This window comes from Parasphingorhabdus sp. (genome assembly GCF_039982395.1).
Classification (GTDB): Bacteria; Pseudomonadota; Alphaproteobacteria; order Sphingomonadales; family Sphingomonadaceae; genus Parasphingorhabdus.
This window is the reverse complement of sequence record NZ_JBDWYO010000006.1, coordinates 656365-675829: the sequence shown is the minus strand read 5'-3', so window position 1 is coordinate 675829 and position 19465 is coordinate 656365. Positions and strand designations below refer to the sequence as shown.

Below are 19465 nucleotides of genomic sequence, written 5' to 3'. Positions count from 1 at the left end.
TAAGGTTAACGCCGAATTACAGACAGATAACGTTCTATAACAGTGATTTGATGGTTCGCAGTGGCCTTATGGTGCCAAATCAGGCGTTCAACAGGGATACATCGCCTCCCGCTGCCGCAATATTCCGCGTTGTGGTTTTTTCATGGACATAGCGATCGGCCAAATCATCGGGCACCAATATCGGAATGATAGGTCCTGTCCTTCGGGCTAGAATGGATCCCCACACTCCGATACTTGGATCTTCGGGGGACACTAGCAGTGCGTCAAAACTGCCCAGTTTGATCAACCTATCAATATTGTTTTCGTCCGCGGTAAACTGCCCCACCAGCTTTGCGCAGCCACTTAGATCCGCAAGATTGACGGCAAGAAGCGCGAGCGGGTCGATTATGTGATCTGTGCTGATCTGCACAAATGTATTGCCAGTGAGCAGGGATCGAAAGCACCCATCCACTGCTTGCGTGATGTCAGGGAGCAAGGACAAGATTACGCCTCTGCCGCTATGCTGATAGACATTGGTTTCGCCGGCTGGTGACGCCAGTTCTCCTTCGTGTGGAAGCATTTTTTCACATTGTGCAATGGCCAGTTGAAGGCGCTCGTTCAGAGTGGGATCGGCCGGATCGGCTGCGCTCAACAAAATATCGGTTTTATCCGTCCGATTCGACCAAATGGATTGTTTTTCTTTGCTTTGCTCAAGATGGGCACAGAGCGCCGCTAGGCTTTGAGGATCCTCGTCACTTTTCAGGCTGACTATTGTTTGTCCGGTTACGACGGGCACATCCGCCGGCCTGCTCAATCGATGAAGATATAGCGGGCCACCGGCTTTCGGACCGGTGCCCGACATGCCATGGCCGCCAAAGGGTTGCACGCCAACAACCGCACCAATCTGGTTCCGATTGACATAGATATTCCCGACATTTGCGTCTCTGGCCATTGTATCGCTGACGAAATCAATCCGGCTCTGAATGCCCAATGTAAGGCCATATCCTCGCTGATTGATCTTTCCGATCAAGTTCATCTTGTCTCGTGCGTTGAAGCGAACCACGTGCAGCACAGGTCCGAAGACTTCTTTGTCGAGATCAGAGATATCTTCCAGTTCATAGGCGGCAGGTCGGATAAAATAGCCCTCTTCAAGCTTTCCTGCCGGAGCTTGTCGGATCACGCGAGCGCATTGATCCAATCGAGCCATATGCTCCTTAATATTTGCTTGAGCTGTGGCATCAATGACGGGCCCAATATCGATATCGAGCGTCGAAGTGTCTCCGACCCGCAGGGCGTCCATCGCTCCGGCCAGCAGTTGGAGAAAATCTTCAGCAATATCGTCTTGTACGCACAAAATTCTGAGCGCTGAGCATCGCTGGCCGGCACTCTGAAAGGCCGATGATATAACCGCATCAATGGTTTGTTCCAGCAACGCTGATGAATCTACAATCATCGCGTTGATACCGCCTGTTTCGGCAATCAACGGCGTCAACGGTCTGCCTGTATCGGCAAGAACGCTTGCGATCCTTTTTGCAATTGCGGTCGAACCGGTGAAACACACGCCGGCGGTGGAGGGATGGCTGACCAATGCTTCCCCGATCTCCGCGCCATCACCTGGAATGAATTGCAGGGCCGCGCTATCCACTCCCGCTTCGTGAAGCAGTCGTATCGCTTCGGTTGCAATCAGCGGCGTCTGTTCGGCAGGTTTGGCAACCACTGTATTGCCCGCTGCAAGTGCAGCGGTTATCTGGCCGAGAAAGATTGCCAGAGGAAAATTCCAAGGAGATATGCAGACCACAACCCCAAGAGCTCTGCGCTCTCTAAACCGGTCCTCGCGGATCTGTCCTGCATAGTAGCGGCAAAAATCAATCGCCTCTCGGACTTCATCAATGGCATCACTCCATGATTTTCCGGCTTCATGGATCGCGAGATAGTGAAATATACCCGCGCGCGTTTCGAGGAGTTCGGCCGCGCGATCCAAAATCCGGGCCCGGTTGTCGGGTGATTTCGACTGCCAGTTTTCAATCGCTGAATGTGCTTTTGTGACCGCGGCAATTGCCTGATCTTTGGTGGCTGAAGCGGATTGGCCAACGACTTCTTTCAACCGAGCAGGGTTTCGGACAGCAGATGTTTCTGCCACGCACTTTTTGCCATCAACAATCGGAAATGCTTCGTAAGTGCCAGTTCTTGCTTCGGTCACTTCTCTTTGAAATCGCTGCCGGTCCAAAGGATTGGACAGATCCCATCCGATCGCTGTTAATCGACCGTCGGTCAAATAGGACCGAGGTGAAGGGATGTTCTCATTGGGCTTGTGTTCATGACCCATGATCAGTTGCGATGGGGGGATTGTTAAACTGTCGATATTGCTATCCGGGTCGACCAGTTTGTGGACGAAGGAGCTATTCGCACCATTTTCCAACAGTCGTCGGATCAAATAGGACAGCAGATCCTTCTGGGTTCCAACGGGCGCATAGATGCGGCTTTGTACTGTGCCTTGGCCCAGAATCATATCGTGCAACTGCTGTCCCATGCCGAACAGGCGTTGAAACTCGAAATCCTCGCGAGGGCCAGCCAGTTCCTGGATTGCCGCAATACTATTTGCATTATGTGTGGCAAATTGGGGGCTGAAAGAATCTGGCTTTGAGAGCAATCTCGCGGCGCACGCGAGATAACTCAGGTCCGTCATCTCTTTACGGGTGAACACAGGATAGCTGCTCAACCCCATTTCTTGAGCCCGTTTGATTTCGCTGTCCCAATAGGCTCCTTTGACCAGTCGGATCATCAACGGAGCGCCGAGTTTTTGGGCTTGTAGATCGAGCCAATCGAGCAAGGGCAGGGCGCGTCGTTGATAGGCTTGAACCACAAAGCCGAGGCCGTGCCAGCCTTCCAGTTCCGGTTTCGCAATCAAAGCGGCCAAAACATCCATTGAAATATCAAGGCGTTCGGCTTCTTCGGCGTCGATTGTTATTTGCACATTGGCGGCTTTGGCTTTGATGGCGAGCGGGACCAAAAGGTCCACTATTTCCGGGATTGCAGTCTCGGATTGCGCATATTCATATCGCGGGTGCAGCGCGGATAGCTTGATGGAAATTCCGTTGTTTTTCCGCGGATCATCGGTTTGAGCGTGAGCCGCAATACGATTCAGGGCATCGGAATAGGCATGGTAATAGCAGGCTGCATCGGCTGCCGTCCGCGCTCCTTCTCCCAGCATATCGAAAGAAAACAGATACCCTCTCTTGCGATACTTATCGGCTCTTTTGAGAGCTTGATCCAAAGTTTCCGCAAACACAAATTGTGACGAGAGCATCCGGATGGCTATCTTGGTCGCGAACCGCAAAACTGCATTGCCGGCACTGACGATTGGATTTCTAGCCTGATCGGTAGCACATAGCCATCTATCAACAAGGTGCAGCGTACGGCCGGACAGGCTCATCGCCAAGCGATGGCCGGGGCCAGAATGCGACAACCAGTCCCGCTGCATTAACTTGTCTTTGATGAGTTGATCGGCGGTCACCGGATCGGTGGTCCGGGAAAGGGCTTCGGCGAGCCGCATTAGCTGGATGCCTTCATCCGTGGACAAGCCATATTCGGTGAGAAATTGATCGATCAGGGCCGGTTGTTTTTCCGAACGGAGGGTCTCTATTATTTTGCCGCTGTTCTGAACGATTTTCTGCCATTGATTGTCGTCGAAATGCAATTCAGCCGAGAGGTTTAGAAACACCTCGTTCTCGCATTGCAGGGTCGCAGCAGCGACCTTGTCCCGCAGCGCTGTTTCACCCAATGGCAAGTTAGTTACATATGTCATCACCTTGGTTTATTCGCAATAGTAGGAAGATGGTCCCTAAATTTTGCATATTGTAGAATATTTACCTAAATACTGATATATTATCAGGAAATGGGAGTTATTATGACAGACAAGCCGTTGGACAAATTTGATTGGCAGATATTGGAGGCGGTGCAAGAGAATGGTCGAATGTCGCTGGCCGATCTATCTGACCGGATCGGATTGTCAAAAACACCTTGTCAGCTTCGGTTGAAACGACTGGAACGGGAAGGCTATATTACTGGCTATCACGCGCGGTTCAATATGCGGAAAATCAGGCAAAATTACGTTGTGTTCATCCAGGTGAAACTGGAGGCGACCAGCCGTCGTCACATCGATGAATTTAACAAGGCGGTAAAAAAAGTCGATGCCATCCAATCCTGTCATATGATGGCCGGGGGTTTCGACTATCTTTTGAAGGTGCGTTGTCGCGATATGGAAGATTATCGATCGATTTTGACGGATTGCATCAATGATTTGCCAGGCCTCTATCAGACCACGTCATTCCCCGCGATGGAGGAGGTCAAGCGCAACTCAACAGTGCATCTGGCCCATAGCCTCATTCAAAAATATTGATGCTTCGTTGGAAGTAGAGACGCTACCGGTCTGTGTCATAGCAATTGTTGGTCAATTGCGTTGCATTATTTGACGGTTCTGGGTTAAGGGTCGACAGTATTTTGTGGAGGAGGGGCGCAGCCTTCACAGCGGCGGGACATCTATTGAAATCAGCGAATACTCGCTTGATGATCGCGATGAAACCATGGGGGTGATCAATGATCCGACTTGGGGTCTTGATATTCATATTTATAGCGTCACTTTGGTCAGGAATGGCTGAAGCCAAGCGTGTTGCGCTTATCATCGGTAACTCGTCTTACGTAAACACGAGTTCGCTACCCAATCCTGTCAACGACGCCAATATTGTTGCTGATGCGGCGCGTCAGGCGGGCTTTGATGACGTTGTTGTTGCCCTGGATCTGACTATTGGGAGTTTTCAGCGAGAGCTTCGGACGTTCAGAGAAAAGTCCAATGGCGCGGATGTCGCCATGATCTACTATGCTGGCCATGGCATGGAAGGGCAGGGCAAAAACTGGCTTATACCGATTGATGCAGAGTTGAAGACGGCGTTCGACCTTCCCTATGAATCGATAAATCTTGAACGGATGATGGAATCGGTTTCGGGCGCACGCATTCGAATGGTTGTTCTGGATGCATGCCGCAACAATCCCTTTGGCAACAGTTGGGCTTCAGGAACCCGGGCGGTTGCCCGCGGGTTGGCCGGCTTCGATGCGGATGGTGTCTTGGTGATCTACGCGGCAGCGCCGGGGCAAACCGCCACCGATGGCACCGGCTTCAATTCTCCCTTTGCAGAATCTCTGGCAAAACGACTTCCACAACCCGATGTGCCGCTGCAGCTTTTGGGAGGGCTCGTCCGCGACGATGTCCTTGCGGCAACTGGTGGCAATCAACGGCCCTTTGTCAGTGCTAGCATTACCGGAACACCTGTTTATCTTGTGCAGCCAACAACGCCAGAACCGAAGCCTGCAACTGCGATCGCAGCTAACGTGACACCGACTGCTGCCGCTCCATCCAACGACAATCGGTCGACCATGGATGCTCTGATGTGGCGCGGAGCGGATGCTGCGGGAACTTTGGCGGCCTATGAAACATATGTAAAAGAATTCCCGTCGGGGCTTTTTGCCGATCTTGCCAATGAGAAGCTCGAAAAGTTGCGTGGGGCATCGAGCTCTACCGCCATGATTTCATCCAAATCGGGAAATGGAAACCCTGTCCAATCGCTTGCCTCAACGTCGAATGCCCCATCGCTTTCTCTGGATGGCAGCAGCGGAGGCACGCCGTCGTCCAATGGTCCCGCTGGAACCGCCAATGCTAACGGAAAAGCTGGTGCGGCAGAAGCACCAGTTGCGCAGAATATGCCACGCCTTCCGACAGATTCCAGCAGTTCTATGCAAAGGTCGGGAGCCGATTTGGCCTATGTACCGCCCACAAAAGCAGAGCCAGAATTGCCTGCATTGCCACCGACTCCCTTATTGCCTGCAGAAGGCTATCCAGAATGTCGGGAGAGCCACCAAGTATTTGAAATGCCTTTTGATAAGGCAGAAGACATTAACCAGTGCACGGTTAAGCTCGACAAATATTATAGTGAAATTCTAACGCCATTTCGTGAGCGCATGATCGAACATCAGAAAAGAATTTCCCAACTCTATGTTGATCAAGTTGGCGGCAACATGAAATATTCTCCCAAGAGCCAAGATGGTTTTTATGCGGTGATGATGAAGGAACATGCGGATTCTGATCCGGAGGGTGTTAATCTGGCAAGCTATCGATCGGCAGAAGCGCGCTATCAAGAGGACCGCGCATATTTGCAGGACCGCTTTTGTTTCAACACCGGATGCGGCGGATACCCGGTTCCGGAATTTGACGTTAAAAAGGCGCTTGCTCAACCCAAAATCAGAATGGATCGTTCCGCTGGAATCCCGGACAGTGACGGGCAATTGGCTAATGCGTCTGCAACCACCAGCAATTCAAAGAAAAAGAAAAAGAAAAAGAAGAAGTCCAAATCCAAAAATTGCAAAGGGGCGAGAACCGGCGGTGGATTGCTGGGCGGTGTGCTGGGCGGTGTGATTGGTGATGCTGCCGGCCTGGGGAAAGTCGGAACATTGATCGCAGGGGGGCTGGGTGCTGTAATTGGTGCCGAAATTGCATGCCAACTTGATGAGAAAGAACAGGAAAAAGCGGCGGAAGCCACCATGACGATTGTGCAGAAAGAGGAAGTCGGCGCCATTGCAAAATGGAAGAGTCCGACCCGTGCCGATGTTTCTGGTTCGTCGATGATTACCGCGCTAACAGCGGAGCCTGATGGACGGAGATGCCTAAGCATCACGGACGTTGCGATCATTGACGGTGAAGAAACCAGAATTGCCAAGCAGATGTGCCGTGGAGCCGGAGAAAAAAATTACACTTTGGCGGCATGATGGGATTGGTTGTTTAGAGCTAGCAAGGTTCAGTCGGCGATCAGCGGTTTGAAACTTGCTTGGGGATGATTGGTTCGCGAGAAGCTAAAAATCGGGGCCATCAATGAATGAGGCTGCGCCCAAATATCGGAATATTCTGCCGTGTGATCTTTAATGCTAAGAGGTGTCTGGGCCACGACTGACGTAACCAAAATCGAAAGCCTGAAATGTGCTTTGGAAGATTGTTTGAAAGCTTCAGGCCAATTGCATTAGGACTTGGTTGTTATCCAAATAAGTCAAGTGGTTGAGACACTCTCGTGAATGGCCAATGAGCCCGGTCAGAGATCGTTCGAGAGCGGTTGTTCGTTGGTTTCCTGATCGCAAGGCTTGCTCTGGAAAAACAGGTTGGTCTCGCTATTCAGAATGAGTTGTATTTTGGATATCGCTTTTTTGGTCACCCGGAAAGACTGATCGCCGTTGGTTGGAGGCAGTCTCTCTTCTACAAAACCATGCATTGAAAGCACCTTTAGAATACGGTTAAGATTGGCTGGGCAGCGCATCCCTTCTTCCAGTGACTCGGGACGTAAGACAGAGGGCAGATGTTCTGCACTAAATAATATCAGCAATATATGCCAACCGTCTTCACCAAGAGCGGCAAGATCATCTCCCAATATTCGGTAGCGATTTGCAGCTATGGACAGAAGACCTTTAGCAATATCTGTTTGGCTCATAATTCTCTGCACCCCAGCTTTATACGAACAGTGACCAAAATTCTGGCCTTTAACTTGTCTCGCCGCCGCATTGAATTGGATCGAAAATGGTTTCAACATGCACCATTTACCGTAATCAATGTATTACTAAGATGCTGCCGGTCTAGAGGGCGAGTATAGGACAGAATGGACAGTATTGGATCAGAGGGTTATTTGCCGCCGTCATTTTCCGCTGGACTTGCGGTGCTCCGGCCATTCGACTTTGCATCGTTCGTCTTTGCCCAATAGATGTGGCCTTGTTTCAATAGATTCGGAGTTTAAAATTCAATCTCCAATCGGATTTTGTTGAGGAAATGAGCAGAGCGGTCTAGCGTTTGACCAGTGACATTTTGGAGATTGATGGTTTGAATCCTGAACAGCATTATGAGCAGCAATATCTTGATCTGATGCGGACGATCTGGACTCAGGGTGATGAACGTGTCGATCGCACCGGCGTTGGCACGCGCGCTGTTTTCGGTGTGACGATGCGCTTCAATCTCGCAAACAATATGATCCCGCTGCTGACGACCAAACGGGTTTTCTGGAAAACCGCAGCGCGAGAGATGCTCTGGTTTCTCACTGGAGATACCAATATCCGCGAGCTAGTGAAGCAGAAAGTGCACATCTGGACGGATTGGCCACTCGACAAATATCGGAAGGAGACCGGTGAAAATATTGACCGAGATACTTTTGAGCAACATATTATTGAAGATGAAGCATTCGCTATAAAATGGGGCGATTTGGGGCCAGTCTATGGCAAGCAGTGGGTCGATTGGCCGCGCTACACTCCTGCAGGTGAGGGGCTGTATCGCCGCGAAGACAGGGGTATAAACCAGATTGCAGGGCTGATCGACAGCATCAGGAACAACCCCGGTTCCCGGCGGCATATTTTTACGGGCTGGAATGTAGCCGAACTGGACCAGATGGCCTTGCCGCCTTGCCACAAAACCTATCAATTTTATGTCTCTGGCGGAAAATTGTCTGGATTATTGTATCAGCGCAGTTGCGATCTCGGCCTTGGTTTCGCATTCAACATTTTCTCGGCAGCGCTATTGATCCGAATGATAGCACAACAATGTGACCTCGAACCCGGTGAATTGGTTTGGAATGGCGGCGATGTGCATCTCTATCTCAATCATGCTGATTTGGTGGAAGAGCAGATCGCGCGCGAGCCTTCAGGCACGCCCACAATGAAAATCTTGCGCAAGCCTGAGTCGATTTTTGACTATGATATCGGCGATTTCGAGGTTCAAGATTACAATCCTCAGTCCCATATATCAGCACCGGTGGCGGTATAAGGCATTAAAAGGGCAGGGAGATTGACCTAAATCAGCTTTTGTAATATTGTAACAGCTTGTTGAACGAATATTGCAGCGCAGCATGTGCGCGATTCTTGCTGGAGAGGCCCAATGGCTGACGAAAAATCCAAAAGCAATTTACCGCCACTGACTTTACATGTGCCCGAGCCTAAATTCCGTCCCGGTGATGCAGTCGATTATAGCGATCTGAACATCCCCGTTGCCGGTGCACAAGCCCGACCTGACATAAGTGTTGAGCCCAAAGATATGCAGGGCATGGCCTATGAGATGGTCCGGGTGCTGGATGATGATCATAAGGTGGTCGGTCCGTGGGACCCGAAGCTTGATGACGAAACCCTGCTCAAGATGCTCCGCACAATGGTGGAGGTCCGCACTTTTGACGACCGGCTCCACCGTCAGCAACGTCAGGGAAAAACTAGCTTCTACATGAAGTGCACCGGGGAAGAGGCGACATCGGTCGCCGCAGCCATGGCTTTGCATGCCGATGATATGTGCTTTCCTAGCTACCGCCAGCAGGGCATATTATTCGCCCGCGGTTATCCGATGATCGAGATGGTCAATCAGATATTCTCCAACAAGGCCGACAAGCTCAAAGGCCGACAACTACCGATCATGTATAGCTCCCGAGAGCTCAACTTCTTCACAGTTTCCGGCAATTTGACCACCCAATATCCGCAGGCCGTAGGCTGGGCTATGGCCAGTGCGAGCAAAGGGGATAGCCGGATCGCCGCTGTATGGTGTGGAGAGGGTTCGACCGCGGAGGGCGACTTTCACGCCGCCATCACATTTGCGGCTGTTTATAATGCGCCGGTGATCATGAATATCGTCAACAACCAGTGGGCCATATCTTCATTTTCCGGTTTTGCCGGTGCTGAGCGAACCACATTTGCCGCGCGTGGTGTCGGATATGGCGTTGCTGCCCTGAGGGTCGATGGTAATGACCCGCTGGCGGTTTATGCCGCAACCAGCTGGGCGGCCGAACGGGCACGGACCAATCAGGGGCCCACTGTGATCGAGCATTTTACCTATCGTGCAGAAGCGCATAGCACTTCGGATGATCCGACGGCTTATCGCAGCGCGCAGGAACGGGAAGAATGGCCGCTGGGTGATCCGATCATGCGGCTCAAGCGCCATTTGATTCATCGTGGAGTTTGGAGCGTCGAGCAGCAGGAACAACTGGATGCGGAATGTCTTGAGGCGGTCAAGTCAGTGGTGAAGGAAGCCGCGAAAAACGGTATTTTGGGCCACGGCCTGCACCAGCCTTTTGAAACCATGTTCCAGGATGTGTTCGAAGAAATGCCATGGCATCTCAAAGAGCAGGCAGAGCAAGCGAACAAAGAGCGGGAAATAAAATGGCCGTCATGAACATGATAGAGGCCATCAACTCCGGCCTCGACACAATGATGCAACGCGATGAGAATGTCGTGATCATGGGCGAAGATGTCGGCTATTTTGGCGGCGTGTTCAGGGCAACTGCCGGTTTGCAGGAAAAACACGGCAAGACCCGGTGCTTTGATACGCCGATCTCCGAATGCGGGATCATCGGTGCCGCCGTCGGCATGTGTGCATACGGTTTGCGCCCGGTTCCGGAAATTCAATTTGCCGACTATATCTATCCTGGGATGGATCAGCTGATTTCGGAGGCCGCTCGCCTTCGCTATCGTTCGGCCGGAGAGTTTACTGCGCCTTTGACGGTCCGGTCGCCCTTTGGCGGTGGTATTTTTGGCGGGCAGACCCACAGCCAGTCGCCGGAAGCCATGTTTACCCATGTTTCCGGTTTGAAGACTGTGATCCCGTCAACGCCTTATGATGCCAAAGGGCTGTTAATCGCATCGATCGAGGACAATGATCCGGTGCTCTTCTTTGAACCCAAGCGAATCTACAATGGTCCGTTCACCGGCTATTATGACAACCCGGTGTCACCCTGGTCCAAATTTGCCGAAGCAGAAGTGCCCGAGGGCCATTTTACCGTGCCGCTTGGCAAGGCCAATATTGTCAGGGAAGGCGATGCCGTTACCGTTCTCGCTTATGGCACGATGGTCCATGTTGCGAAGGCCGTGGTCGAACAACATGGTGTGAATGCCGAGGTCATCGATCTGCGAACCCTTGTTCCACTCGACATTGAAACCATCGAAGAGTCGGTTAAAAAAACGGGACGTTGCATGATTGTTCACGAAGCGACCCGGACCAGCGGATTTGGCGCGGAGCTTTCGGCTCTGGTGCAGGAACGCTGTTTCTATCATCTCGAAGCCCCGATCGAACGGGTCACCGGATTTGACACACCTTATCCGCACAGTCTGGAATGGGCTTATTTTCCAGGGCCTGTTCGCATTGGGGAAGCGTTGGAAAAAATCGTCGGGGATTTGAAATCATGAGCAAATATATATTCAACCTGCCTGACATTGGCGAGGGTATTGCGGAAGCGGAAATTGTTAAGTGGCATGTCCAGATTGGGGATGTCGTCGGGGAAGATGATCCGCTCGCCGATGTCATGACCGACAAGGCTACGGTCGAGATGGAAGCGCCGGTCTCCGGCAAGATCATCGCGGTTGCCGGGGAAGAAGGCGACATTATAGCCATTGGTTCCATGCTGGTTGAGATCGCGGTTGAGGGTGAGGGCGAACTGGAAGCGTTGGAAGCGTCTTCTGACAAGGACATAGCTGAAGAATTAGCGGGTTCTGAAGCCTTGGCGTCAACACAAGATATTGAAAGTATTGAGAAAGATCCGATCAACACTCCAAAAGTTAATCTTAAGAAAAAGTCTGAAGTCTTGGCTGCCGAACCAGTGAAAACTGACGTCATGCCGTCACAAAACAGCGTCCAGAAAGCCCGCGCCACGCCCGCCGTTCGGCAGCGTGCAGCCGATCTTGGTGTAGACCTAACCCAGGTCAAAGCACAGGGTGAGCATATCCGTCACAGCGATCTCGATGCCTATTTGAGCTATGGATCCGGACAAGGATATCATCCTTCAGGCGCCTCTCAAAAACGTGACGACGAGACGATAAAAGTTATCGGAATGCGTCGCAAAATTGCTCAGAACATGTCCGATTCCAAACGGAACATTCCGCATTTCTCCTATGTCGATGAAATCGATATGACCGATTTGGAAGACATGCGGCAGGATCTGAATGCCAATCGCGGCGAGCGGCCCAAGCTGACCATGTTGCCTTTGATGATTGCGGCCATCTGTAAATCGCTGCCAAAATTTCCGATGCTGAACGCTACATTTGATGACCAGGCAGGGCAGGTGACCCGTCACGGCGCTGTTCATCTGGGGTTGGCGACACAGACCGATCAGGGCCTGATGGTGCCCGTCATCCGCAATGCGCAGGATATGAATATATGGCAATTGGCGGGCGAGATCGGTCGTTTGGCAGAGGCGGCCCGCAATGGCAGCGCCAAGGCAGAAGAACTCTCCGGATCAACGCTCACGCTGACCTCTTTGGGGCCTCTGGGCGGCATCGCGACAACGCCGGTCATAAACCGGCCGGAGGTGGCGATCATCGGTCCTAACAAGATAGTAGAGCGCCCCGTGTTCGCGGAGAACGGAGAGATTCATGCGCGCAAGCTTATGAATCTGTCGATCTCGTGTGATCACAGGGTCGTAGACGGCTATGATGCCGCCAGCTATGTACAGGCGCTCAAGCATTTGCTTGAAACGCCGGTGTTGTTGTTCGCTGATTGAACCTCGGTATTTAGCCATTGCGCGGCTTGATTGAAAAAGCGCTCACCCCCCAAAGGTTCCTGCTTATCAAAGGCTGCGCTGATTCAAATCAGCAATCATATTCGCGCTCCTGAAAGGAACCAATTTCCCAATCCGCCAGTTACAGCCCCAGATTTCCGAGGGTTTGCTGGTCGAATTTCAGGCGGAAGGTGATGAAGGGCCCATCTCTGGTATAGCGACTTTCTTCAAAGTCACGGTCTTCAAAACCCACCACATTATAACCGATAGAGATATAGCCATTTTTAAATGGTGTTATCCCAACGCTCGGCCCACCCGAATAAGCAACAGTATCAAAGTCATTGCCTATACGCGCTGTCGCCTGGCCGCCGATATCAACGGTGTCGGACAGATCGAACTTGATGTCCGCTCCGACCACGTTGCTCCAGCCTTTGACATCATCTTGACCGAATTTGTCGAAAACATAGCGGCTTCCCCAAAAGAAGCTATATTCTCCTGCCTCGGTAAAAATTCCGTCATCCGCGTCAATCGGCGTGTAGTTGACGCTTAAACTATTGATAATTCTGCGCGATGTTACATTCCCGTTGACGAGCAATGGTGCGCCGCCAATCGGTCCCGATGCGCCTGCAACGGCATTGCGCACGCGGTCTTCGCGAAATTCCAGTTTTTCGAGCCAGGACCATTCGCTGTCCGATGGGCGGTGCGCCCAACTGCCTTCTGCTTCGATAACGCGCGTGCTGACCCCAGTTTCATCTTTCGCAACAAATACGCTGGCTAGGGCGCCCAATGCGCTGCCTTCGCTGATCTGCTTGAGAAGCGCGGTGGTGAAGCCATAGCGTTCGCTAATGTCGCCATCGCGATATTCGGCCCGGCTTGTCCAGCTCCAGTCGTCGGTGCGATAGGTCGCGCCAGCGGTGATCGCTATGAAATCCTCTGTCAGAGAGCTGTCATTGCCGAGGAAACCACCCGAAGCGACGGGCTGTTCATCATTGATAACGTCGTTGCGATCAATGCCGCCGATGGTTTCATTGCCATCCAGCGAGAAATCAACGGTCCATTTGTCATCCAAAGGAATAGATTGTGTCAGGCCATAAGCCGCATAAGTGCGCGGACCAAATTCGCTGATTTCCTGTTGGTTCATGCTGCTCACAATGCGTGCGCCATCCCAAGGGGCCACATCAACACCGATCCGGGCGGTCCGGGCATCGATATTTTCGCCATCGGCAATTTCATAGGTCCCGACGACTTTGATGTCGTTGGTGATGGAATAACGGGCAGAGAAGCTGTGACGCGCTGGGAAATCAACGCTTTCGTCCTGGCCACCGACAGCAAATTCGGTCTGGGCATCCAATTCCAATTTGCCATCAAACAATCGCTGGGTCGCGCCCAGTCTCAGCAAAGTGGATTCGTTCACCGTGCCATCGGAAAGGCGGTCGTTGGCATAGGTCATGCCAGCGCGGAATGATGTATTGTCAGCGCGATACTCAAGTTCGGCTGTACCGGCCCGGCGGCGAGCGCCTGATGTCAGGAAATTTTCCTGGTAGCCGGTGACCGCGAGGGACAGGTTCTCGCGAACCCGAACCCGCGCGTCGATGCCGAATTTACGCGAACCGGACTCGGATGCGTTCAGCTGACCAAGGCCATAGCCGCTTGCCTGGCGTCTTACATAGGCGAGAACATCAAATGTTGAACCATGATGTTCTGCTTCTACCAGCCATGCAGTCGCGGCCCGTCCGGTGTTCGTAGCGGTTGCCGTCTTCGCTTCATTATCGGTGACAGCAAGTTCTGCCCGGAATTCGGTTTTAAGATCGGGGCGATAGCGAATGTCAACGCCGAGGAGATCCGTTTTTACGCTCTCATTCTCGTCATGCACGGCTGTTGCACCAATTTTCAGTTTCTCGTCGGCGGTCTGGTATGTCGCACGACCACCAGCATTTAGATTGCGGTCGCCAACGCCCAGAACTTCATATTCTGCGATGATGAACTGTGGGTCCAATCCGCTGCCGCGGCTGAGGATCGGTTCGCGGAAGCGCAATGTACCGGCGAGATAGTCGATGTCATAATCGATGTGCCGCGTCAGCTCGCGCTGTTCGACAATCCGGTCCGAGCGGAAGCGATCGCGCGTTTCAAGCGTGATCCGTTCGCTGTTGGCCAGAATATCCCGGGTGGCGAGGGCATAAGGGCCCGAAAGGCCATTGCCTTGGATTTCTTCGCGACGGAAACGGTTCGGTGAATCGGCGCCAAAGGCGTTAAGATGAACCTGATCGCTGCGATATTCCGCTTTGATACCGTTGAACGCTCTTTGATAACGGGCCAGTTCAGGCTCGCTTATGCCGGTTTCATAATCCCCGAAAAGCGCGTAAAATTGCGGTCTTTCGAGTTTGAGATACAAGCGGCGCACAGATGCTGCGTCATAGCGTTGTTCGCTACGATCGGCGTAGACTGTATAGTAGCGACGCGGATCAATGACGCCCTGGAACCGGGTTTCGTCTTCATTCTTGTCGCTATCATAAGCGAGTGTCATCAACCATTTTCCGGTCACACGGCCTTTTGCGTATAGCGCGATACGGCCATCAACGTTGATATTGTCATCATCTTCGACCAAGTCTTCGAGCCGCTCGTCCAGCGTGTTAAAGCCAACGGTGCCGGCTGCGAAGCCTACTACAGTCCAAGGCCGGTCGCCTGGATCCAGCCAGGTTTCGATCCGCTGCGTGCGTTCGACTTCACCGTCGCGGAAAGGAAAGGAAATGCTGAGCGAACCGGAAGCCGTTGTCGGGGCCAATTCGATATAAGCGACACCTTCTTCGCCTTCGACCCGCCACACAGGCGCGCCGCGTTCTAGACCAGAGAGCTGGTTTGCCTGTTGGGCATCGACTTCAACGGCCGCCGCATAAGGCGCCGGAACCGAGAAATCGCCAACCATGCCATTGCGGGCAGGCTTGCCATCACGGTCGGTCAGCCGAACCGCAATTACGGGGCGGGTGACGCCATCGGCAACCAGGATTGAACGGTCTTTAAGCAACACTGCGTTGAGCGGGCTGCCCGCATAGTGAACTTTCCGTTCGAGTTCCTGGATCAGCTTTCCGCTGCGATCAACGACGCGTGCCGTGAAAACATTGGTCCGGTCTTCAATCTCGATCCCGCGCCAGGTGCTGACACGGATTTTTCCGTTGGCACTCTTCTTCGTTCCGTCAAACGTAATAGGATTGACCGGCTTGCCGTTGATTGACAGCTCAACCTTTTGTTTGGCGTTATGCTGGATCGCGACGCGCAGGGCTTTGATCCGCGGGTTATGGTCTTCTTCGGGGAAGATCCAAGCAATCCCTGGTTCTTTGTTCGATACCCAGTCGCGACCGGCGCCGGCTGCTTCAGGATCGGTCATGACTTCAGGTTTTTTGTAGAGAGTCTGTGTGCTGATTTCTCTCGCTGCAACTTTATGTGCACGGAAATCGGCACGTTTCAGTGCGCCGCCGCGGCCTTCAACGAAGCGGGATATATTGCTGCCCGCGCTGCGCGTGTTCTGTGCACAGTCGATCGGCGCCATATCGGCAGGGAAAGTTGAAGGATCGACCTGTACGACGTGCAGGCCGGGCCGGATACCCTCGAAATGGTAACGACCGTCGCTGTCCGTGACCGTGTAGGTCCCGTCTTGTAGCATCACTCGAACACCACCAATGCCGGCAGCTTCTTGCGGGTTAACAGTACAGCCACCGTCGGTAATGCGGCCGATAAGCGTGAATCTTTCAGAAATGCCGTCGCGTTCGATGCGAACCACAACGTCGGTGGTTTCGCTGCTGGCGCCGCGATCATCCTGGGCAGACGCAATGTTAAGGGCGTCTCCGGGCTGCGCGTCCTGACGGACTTCTGCAATATAGGTCAGCAATCCGCTGGCGGATGGCGCGAGAGGCGGTGCCACAACATTAAAGTTCCGGCCATTCGGCTGTATGTTCGGCGTAATCAGTGCGCCATTGTAGCGGACCGTGCCGGTTTTCAGGCGCATTGCTGCTGGCAGCTGATCGGAGATCGTTATTTGGCCTGTGTTTCTGACCGGGTCGCTATTCTGTACCGTAATGCGATATTGAACCGCGTCGCCAGGCACTGCTTGTGCAGTGGATGCCGCTTTGGTGATCACCAGAGGTGCGCCGGGCCGGTCCAAAGGAACGTCAACGCGGACAGGTGCCGGGTCATCCAAAACGATGATGCCGCCGTAAGATCCATCCACAATGGTGAACGGCAGTCCATCTGTCCGACGCAGGTCAGCCAATTGTTGGGGCGTAGCGGCCGATGGGGCGCTATACGGCTGGGGTGGTTCGATCAGCAAACGGTAGCGGCCCGCCCGTGCAAACGGGAAGCGATAAAAGCCTTCCGTAAAATTATACACGGTTCCGCCGCTGTCTGTCACGGTGCTGCCGGTTATGACTGAGTTGGGGAACACAGAAACACCGTCATCGCCGAAAACATCGGTAGGTAGGCCGGTTGCTACGTCAATCAGGGTAACGCGCGTTCCGGATACAGGAGTGCCGTCGCCGCTGTCGAAGGTTTCGCCAAACGGATCGATCAGAATGCCCAGTTCGACCGAACCCAGAGAATTGCCCGCTGTTTCGCCAATTCCGACATCCAGAGTGTCGCCCGGATTGACGGAGAGCTTACAGTCTCCCTGCACCGGACTGGGCGGGATTGCCGCCGTGTTGATCATTCCAACAAAACGGGCCGTATTTGGTCCCGTTTCGGAGATAGTGATCACTTCCCGGTCGCCAGCGGGCGTTGTCAGGACAATTTCAAAGCTGTCGACCGCTTGTGGGTTCAAATTCTTGTTTGGGGCAAGAATGGAAACGATAAGCGGTGCACCAGCTCGGATTCTGTCCGTTGGCGTGATGGAGGCCGGGCTTGTTGACGTGCCGGCAAAGACGCCCCTCAGTTCGACAGGGACACTGCCACCGGTGCCGCGACACATAGTACCGGGAATCGGTACTTGCTCGGCTCCAGGAGGGTCACTGAACTGATAGGTGGTGATTTCTGGGGGGGCGTTCGGAGGAGGAACGACCTGAATATCAACGCGATTGGATGGTTTCTGCAGCCGTTGGCCGCCGATATCCCATTCCGCTTGTGCAATATTGGTAATTAGTGGCAGATTTTGGGGCTGCTCAATAGCAAAGTCAGGGGCCTGTGGCTGTTGCTCGGCAAACTCGGGTTGCGCGAGGGCCATAGAGGCAGGCGCGGTTAAAGCGCTTGCAGCAATTGCCAGGCTGACTGGCTTAATAAAATTGGTTAATAGCTTCATTCAAAAAAGCGAAAGGCGGCGACAAACTGGCGAATTTTACCAGTTTGCCGCCGTTTTCAACATTTCTTAGTCTACGGTCACTTGGAAGATCATTGCACGGTTTGTACCGCCCGCAATGTCAGACAAGGTGCCACTAACGGTTGGATCCGCGAAGGTACCACCTGCAGCGCCGCCGGTGCAGGTCTGGGTTGAACCAGAAATGGTGGCCGTTGCGTTCACAAGGATCGAACTCGCGACATAAGTGATACCGTTACCACTCACATCAACTGGCAGCGTATCCGTGATGGTTACACCGGTTGCCGTACCCGAACCCGGGGCGTTGGCTACTGAAATACAATATTCAATAACGGCGCCCGGAATGGCTTTGGGATTGGTTGTGCCACTGATGGGATCACTAACAATACGGCTCGTTTTCAGAACCGAAATGGCAGCCGCAGAAACCTCATAGGTGTCTGTGTCACTGTGATAGCCATCATTCGCGCCATCACCGGTTGCGGTGCCGGCGACGTCTGCGAAGACGTTTTGAACGACTGCAGCGTCATCAACATCACCTGAGTTGTCGACAAATGCAACGCCCGATGTATCGGCCGCTTGTCCGATCAGAGCGACATTGGCAACATCGCCGGTAACGATAGCACCTGGCATATCTGTGACGAGGTGGATTACGACAGAATCATCCTCTGCCAGATCTTCGATAGATGTCAGCAACGTGTCAGCACCATCAAAGATACCATTGCCATCGTCGAGGTAGTAGGTAACCGCACCGGTGGTGTCGAAATCATCGCCACCAAGGTTTTCAGACGTCAACAATACGTCGATCGTGTCATTGGTTTGGTTGCTGACCGTGTAGGTAACCGCTTGCTGTGTTTGCCCTGGAGCAACAATTGTGTTCACGGCATCGGTTTTTGTCACGGTGAGGTTGACCTTGCGATCGACCACGAACGTGTCACTATCCGTTTCAGCTGTCTGGGATGTTCCCCCTACACTATAGGCTACACTTACGTTGTTGGTAATACTCGTTCCGGCATCTGTACCTAGATCTGCCGCAAACGCTGGGTTTGCACCCAACGTTGCCGCAGCCAAGGCACTTGTTGCAACGAGAAGTTTCAGTTTACTGGTCATTACTGTCTCCTGTTTCACTTTAATTTGGACTGCCTTAACCCCGCGGCAGTCCTAGACGGTTTGTGCTCACTTGACAGTGCCACGAAAGATTAGCTTTCCTCCCGAACCTACGGAAAGTGTACGATTAAATTTCCATTTTACATGCGTCACGTCGGCCATCAGAGCGGGACGAACATTGCCATCGTCGCTCGAATAAGTGAGGGCCGATAGGGCCCCCCAAGACTTGCCTCCGTCAACGGAGACAATTTCAGTGCCATCAGCCGTTCCATTGAAGGCAATCGCCTTTGGAAGCGGGTTGGTAACAGAGAAATCTGTAGCCGGCGTGCTGCCGACATTTTTATAGTTGACGACAAACACAAGGTTATCGCCAGGAATGACTGTTTTTGGCTGCTCGAGTACCACTGCAGTGGTACCGTTCGGCTTCGCCACTTTGCGCTCGACAAAGACTTCGCTTGATAGGCTGACGCTATTGGCCGCTAGGGCTGTGCCTGGCATTACCAGTGCGATTGCGATGAAAAATCGTTTTAACATGCTGCTA

Annotated in this window: 11 protein-coding genes; 6 read left to right on the top strand and 5 right to left on the bottom strand. The window is 52.8% G+C overall.

Annotated elements, in window-relative coordinates; all coding sequences use genetic code 11:
* Positions 1–79: 79 nt before the first annotated feature.
* A complete protein-coding gene (gene putA / locus ABJV08_RS13385) occupies positions 80–3784 on the bottom strand; it encodes a bifunctional proline dehydrogenase/L-glutamate gamma-semialdehyde dehydrogenase PutA (RefSeq protein WP_348039756.1) in 3705 nt (1234 codons plus the stop codon).
* A 102-nt stretch (positions 3785–3886) separates the two neighbouring features.
* Between putA and ABJV08_RS13380 the strand changes: the two genes are divergently transcribed.
* On the top strand, positions 3887–4378 hold the full coding sequence (locus ABJV08_RS13380; protein ID WP_348039757.1) for an Lrp/AsnC ligand binding domain-containing protein: 492 nt from the start codon (positions 3887–3889) through the stop codon (positions 4376–4378).
* A gap of 251 nt (positions 4379–4629) precedes the next feature.
* Complete coding sequence (locus tag ABJV08_RS13375; protein ID WP_348039758.1) at positions 4630–6795, top strand: caspase family protein; 2166 nt, start codon at positions 4630–4632, stop codon at positions 6793–6795.
* A gap of 317 nt (positions 6796–7112) precedes the next feature.
* On the opposite strand, the gene ABJV08_RS13370 is transcribed toward ABJV08_RS13375, so the two are convergent.
* The gene (locus ABJV08_RS13370; protein ID WP_348039759.1) at positions 7113–7604 is read right to left on the bottom strand and encodes a hypothetical protein; all 492 of its coding nucleotides are present in this window, start codon (positions 7602–7604) and stop codon (positions 7113–7115) included.
* 284 nt (positions 7605–7888) lie between these two features.
* Here ABJV08_RS13370 and thyA point away from each other — a divergent pair, with 284 nt between their 5' ends.
* The 4 genes from thyA to ABJV08_RS13350 all read left to right on the top strand — a co-directional run bounded on the left by thyA (position 7889) and on the right by ABJV08_RS13350 (position 12527).
* Positions 7889–8821 (top strand): thymidylate synthase, encoded by a 933-nt coding sequence (thyA, locus tag ABJV08_RS13365; protein ID WP_348039863.1) that lies wholly within the window; start codon positions 7889–7891, stop codon positions 8819–8821.
* Positions 8822–8932: 111 nt separating this feature from the next.
* Positions 8933–10207 (top strand): 3-methyl-2-oxobutanoate dehydrogenase (2-methylpropanoyl-transferring) subunit alpha, encoded by a 1275-nt coding sequence (locus ABJV08_RS13360; RefSeq protein WP_348039760.1) that lies wholly within the window; start codon positions 8933–8935, stop codon positions 10205–10207.
* A complete protein-coding gene (locus ABJV08_RS13355; protein ID WP_348039761.1) occupies positions 10195–11217 on the top strand; it encodes an alpha-ketoacid dehydrogenase subunit beta in 1023 nt (340 codons plus the stop codon). Before ABJV08_RS13360 ends, ABJV08_RS13355 begins: the two co-directional genes overlap by 13 nt.
* Positions 11214–12527 (top strand): dihydrolipoamide acetyltransferase family protein, encoded by a 1314-nt coding sequence (locus tag ABJV08_RS13350; protein ID WP_348039762.1) that lies wholly within the window; start codon positions 11214–11216, stop codon positions 12525–12527. Before ABJV08_RS13355 ends, ABJV08_RS13350 begins: the two co-directional genes overlap by 4 nt.
* Before the next feature lie 139 nt (positions 12528–12666).
* Here ABJV08_RS13350 and ABJV08_RS13345 read toward each other — a convergent pair whose 3' ends face one another.
* From ABJV08_RS13345 to ABJV08_RS13335, 3 genes are all read right to left on the bottom strand, one after another.
* Positions 12667–17730: a hypothetical protein gene (locus ABJV08_RS13345; RefSeq protein WP_348039763.1), complete on the bottom strand. Its 5064-nt coding sequence runs from the start codon at positions 17728–17730 to the stop codon at positions 12667–12669.
* A 141-nt stretch (positions 17731–17871) separates the two neighbouring features.
* Positions 17872–18927, bottom strand: a complete 1056-nt coding sequence (locus tag ABJV08_RS13340) for a hypothetical protein (RefSeq protein ID WP_348039764.1) — start codon at positions 18925–18927, stop codon at positions 17872–17874.
* 66 nt (positions 18928–18993) lie between these two features.
* A complete protein-coding gene (locus ABJV08_RS13335; protein ID WP_348039765.1) occupies positions 18994–19458 on the bottom strand; it encodes a hypothetical protein in 465 nt (154 codons plus the stop codon).
* Positions 19459–19465: the final 7 nt, after the last annotated feature.

What these genes read in the sequence shown, in the direction of transcription:
- putA (WP_348039756.1), bottom strand. Translation starts at nt 3,784, where the DNA reads ATGACATATGTAACTAACTTGCCATTGGGTGAAACAGCGCTGCGGGAC.
- ABJV08_RS13380 (WP_348039757.1), top strand. Translation starts at nt 3,887, where the DNA reads ATGACAGACAAGCCGTTGGACAAATTTGATTGGCAGATATTGGAGGCG.
- ABJV08_RS13375 (WP_348039758.1), top strand. Translation starts at nt 4,630, where the DNA reads ATGGCTGAAGCCAAGCGTGTTGCGCTTATCATCGGTAACTCGTCTTAC.
- ABJV08_RS13370 (WP_348039759.1), bottom strand. Translation starts at nt 7,604, where the DNA reads ATGTTGAAACCATTTTCGATCCAATTCAATGCGGCGGCGAGACAAGTT.
- ABJV08_RS13360 (WP_348039760.1), top strand. Translation starts at nt 8,933, where the DNA reads ATGGCTGACGAAAAATCCAAAAGCAATTTACCGCCACTGACTTTACAT.
- ABJV08_RS13355 (WP_348039761.1), top strand. Translation starts at nt 10,195, where the DNA reads ATGGCCGTCATGAACATGATAGAGGCCATCAACTCCGGCCTCGACACA.
- ABJV08_RS13350 (WP_348039762.1), top strand. Translation starts at nt 11,214, where the DNA reads ATGAGCAAATATATATTCAACCTGCCTGACATTGGCGAGGGTATTGCG.
- ABJV08_RS13345 (WP_348039763.1), bottom strand. Translation starts at nt 17,730, where the DNA reads ATGGCCCTCGCGCAACCCGAGTTTGCCGAGCAACAGCCACAGGCCCCT.
- ABJV08_RS13340 (WP_348039764.1), bottom strand. Translation starts at nt 18,927, where the DNA reads ATGACCAGTAAACTGAAACTTCTCGTTGCAACAAGTGCCTTGGCTGCG.
- ABJV08_RS13335 (WP_348039765.1), bottom strand. Translation starts at nt 19,458, where the DNA reads ATGTTAAAACGATTTTTCATCGCAATCGCACTGGTAATGCCAGGCACA.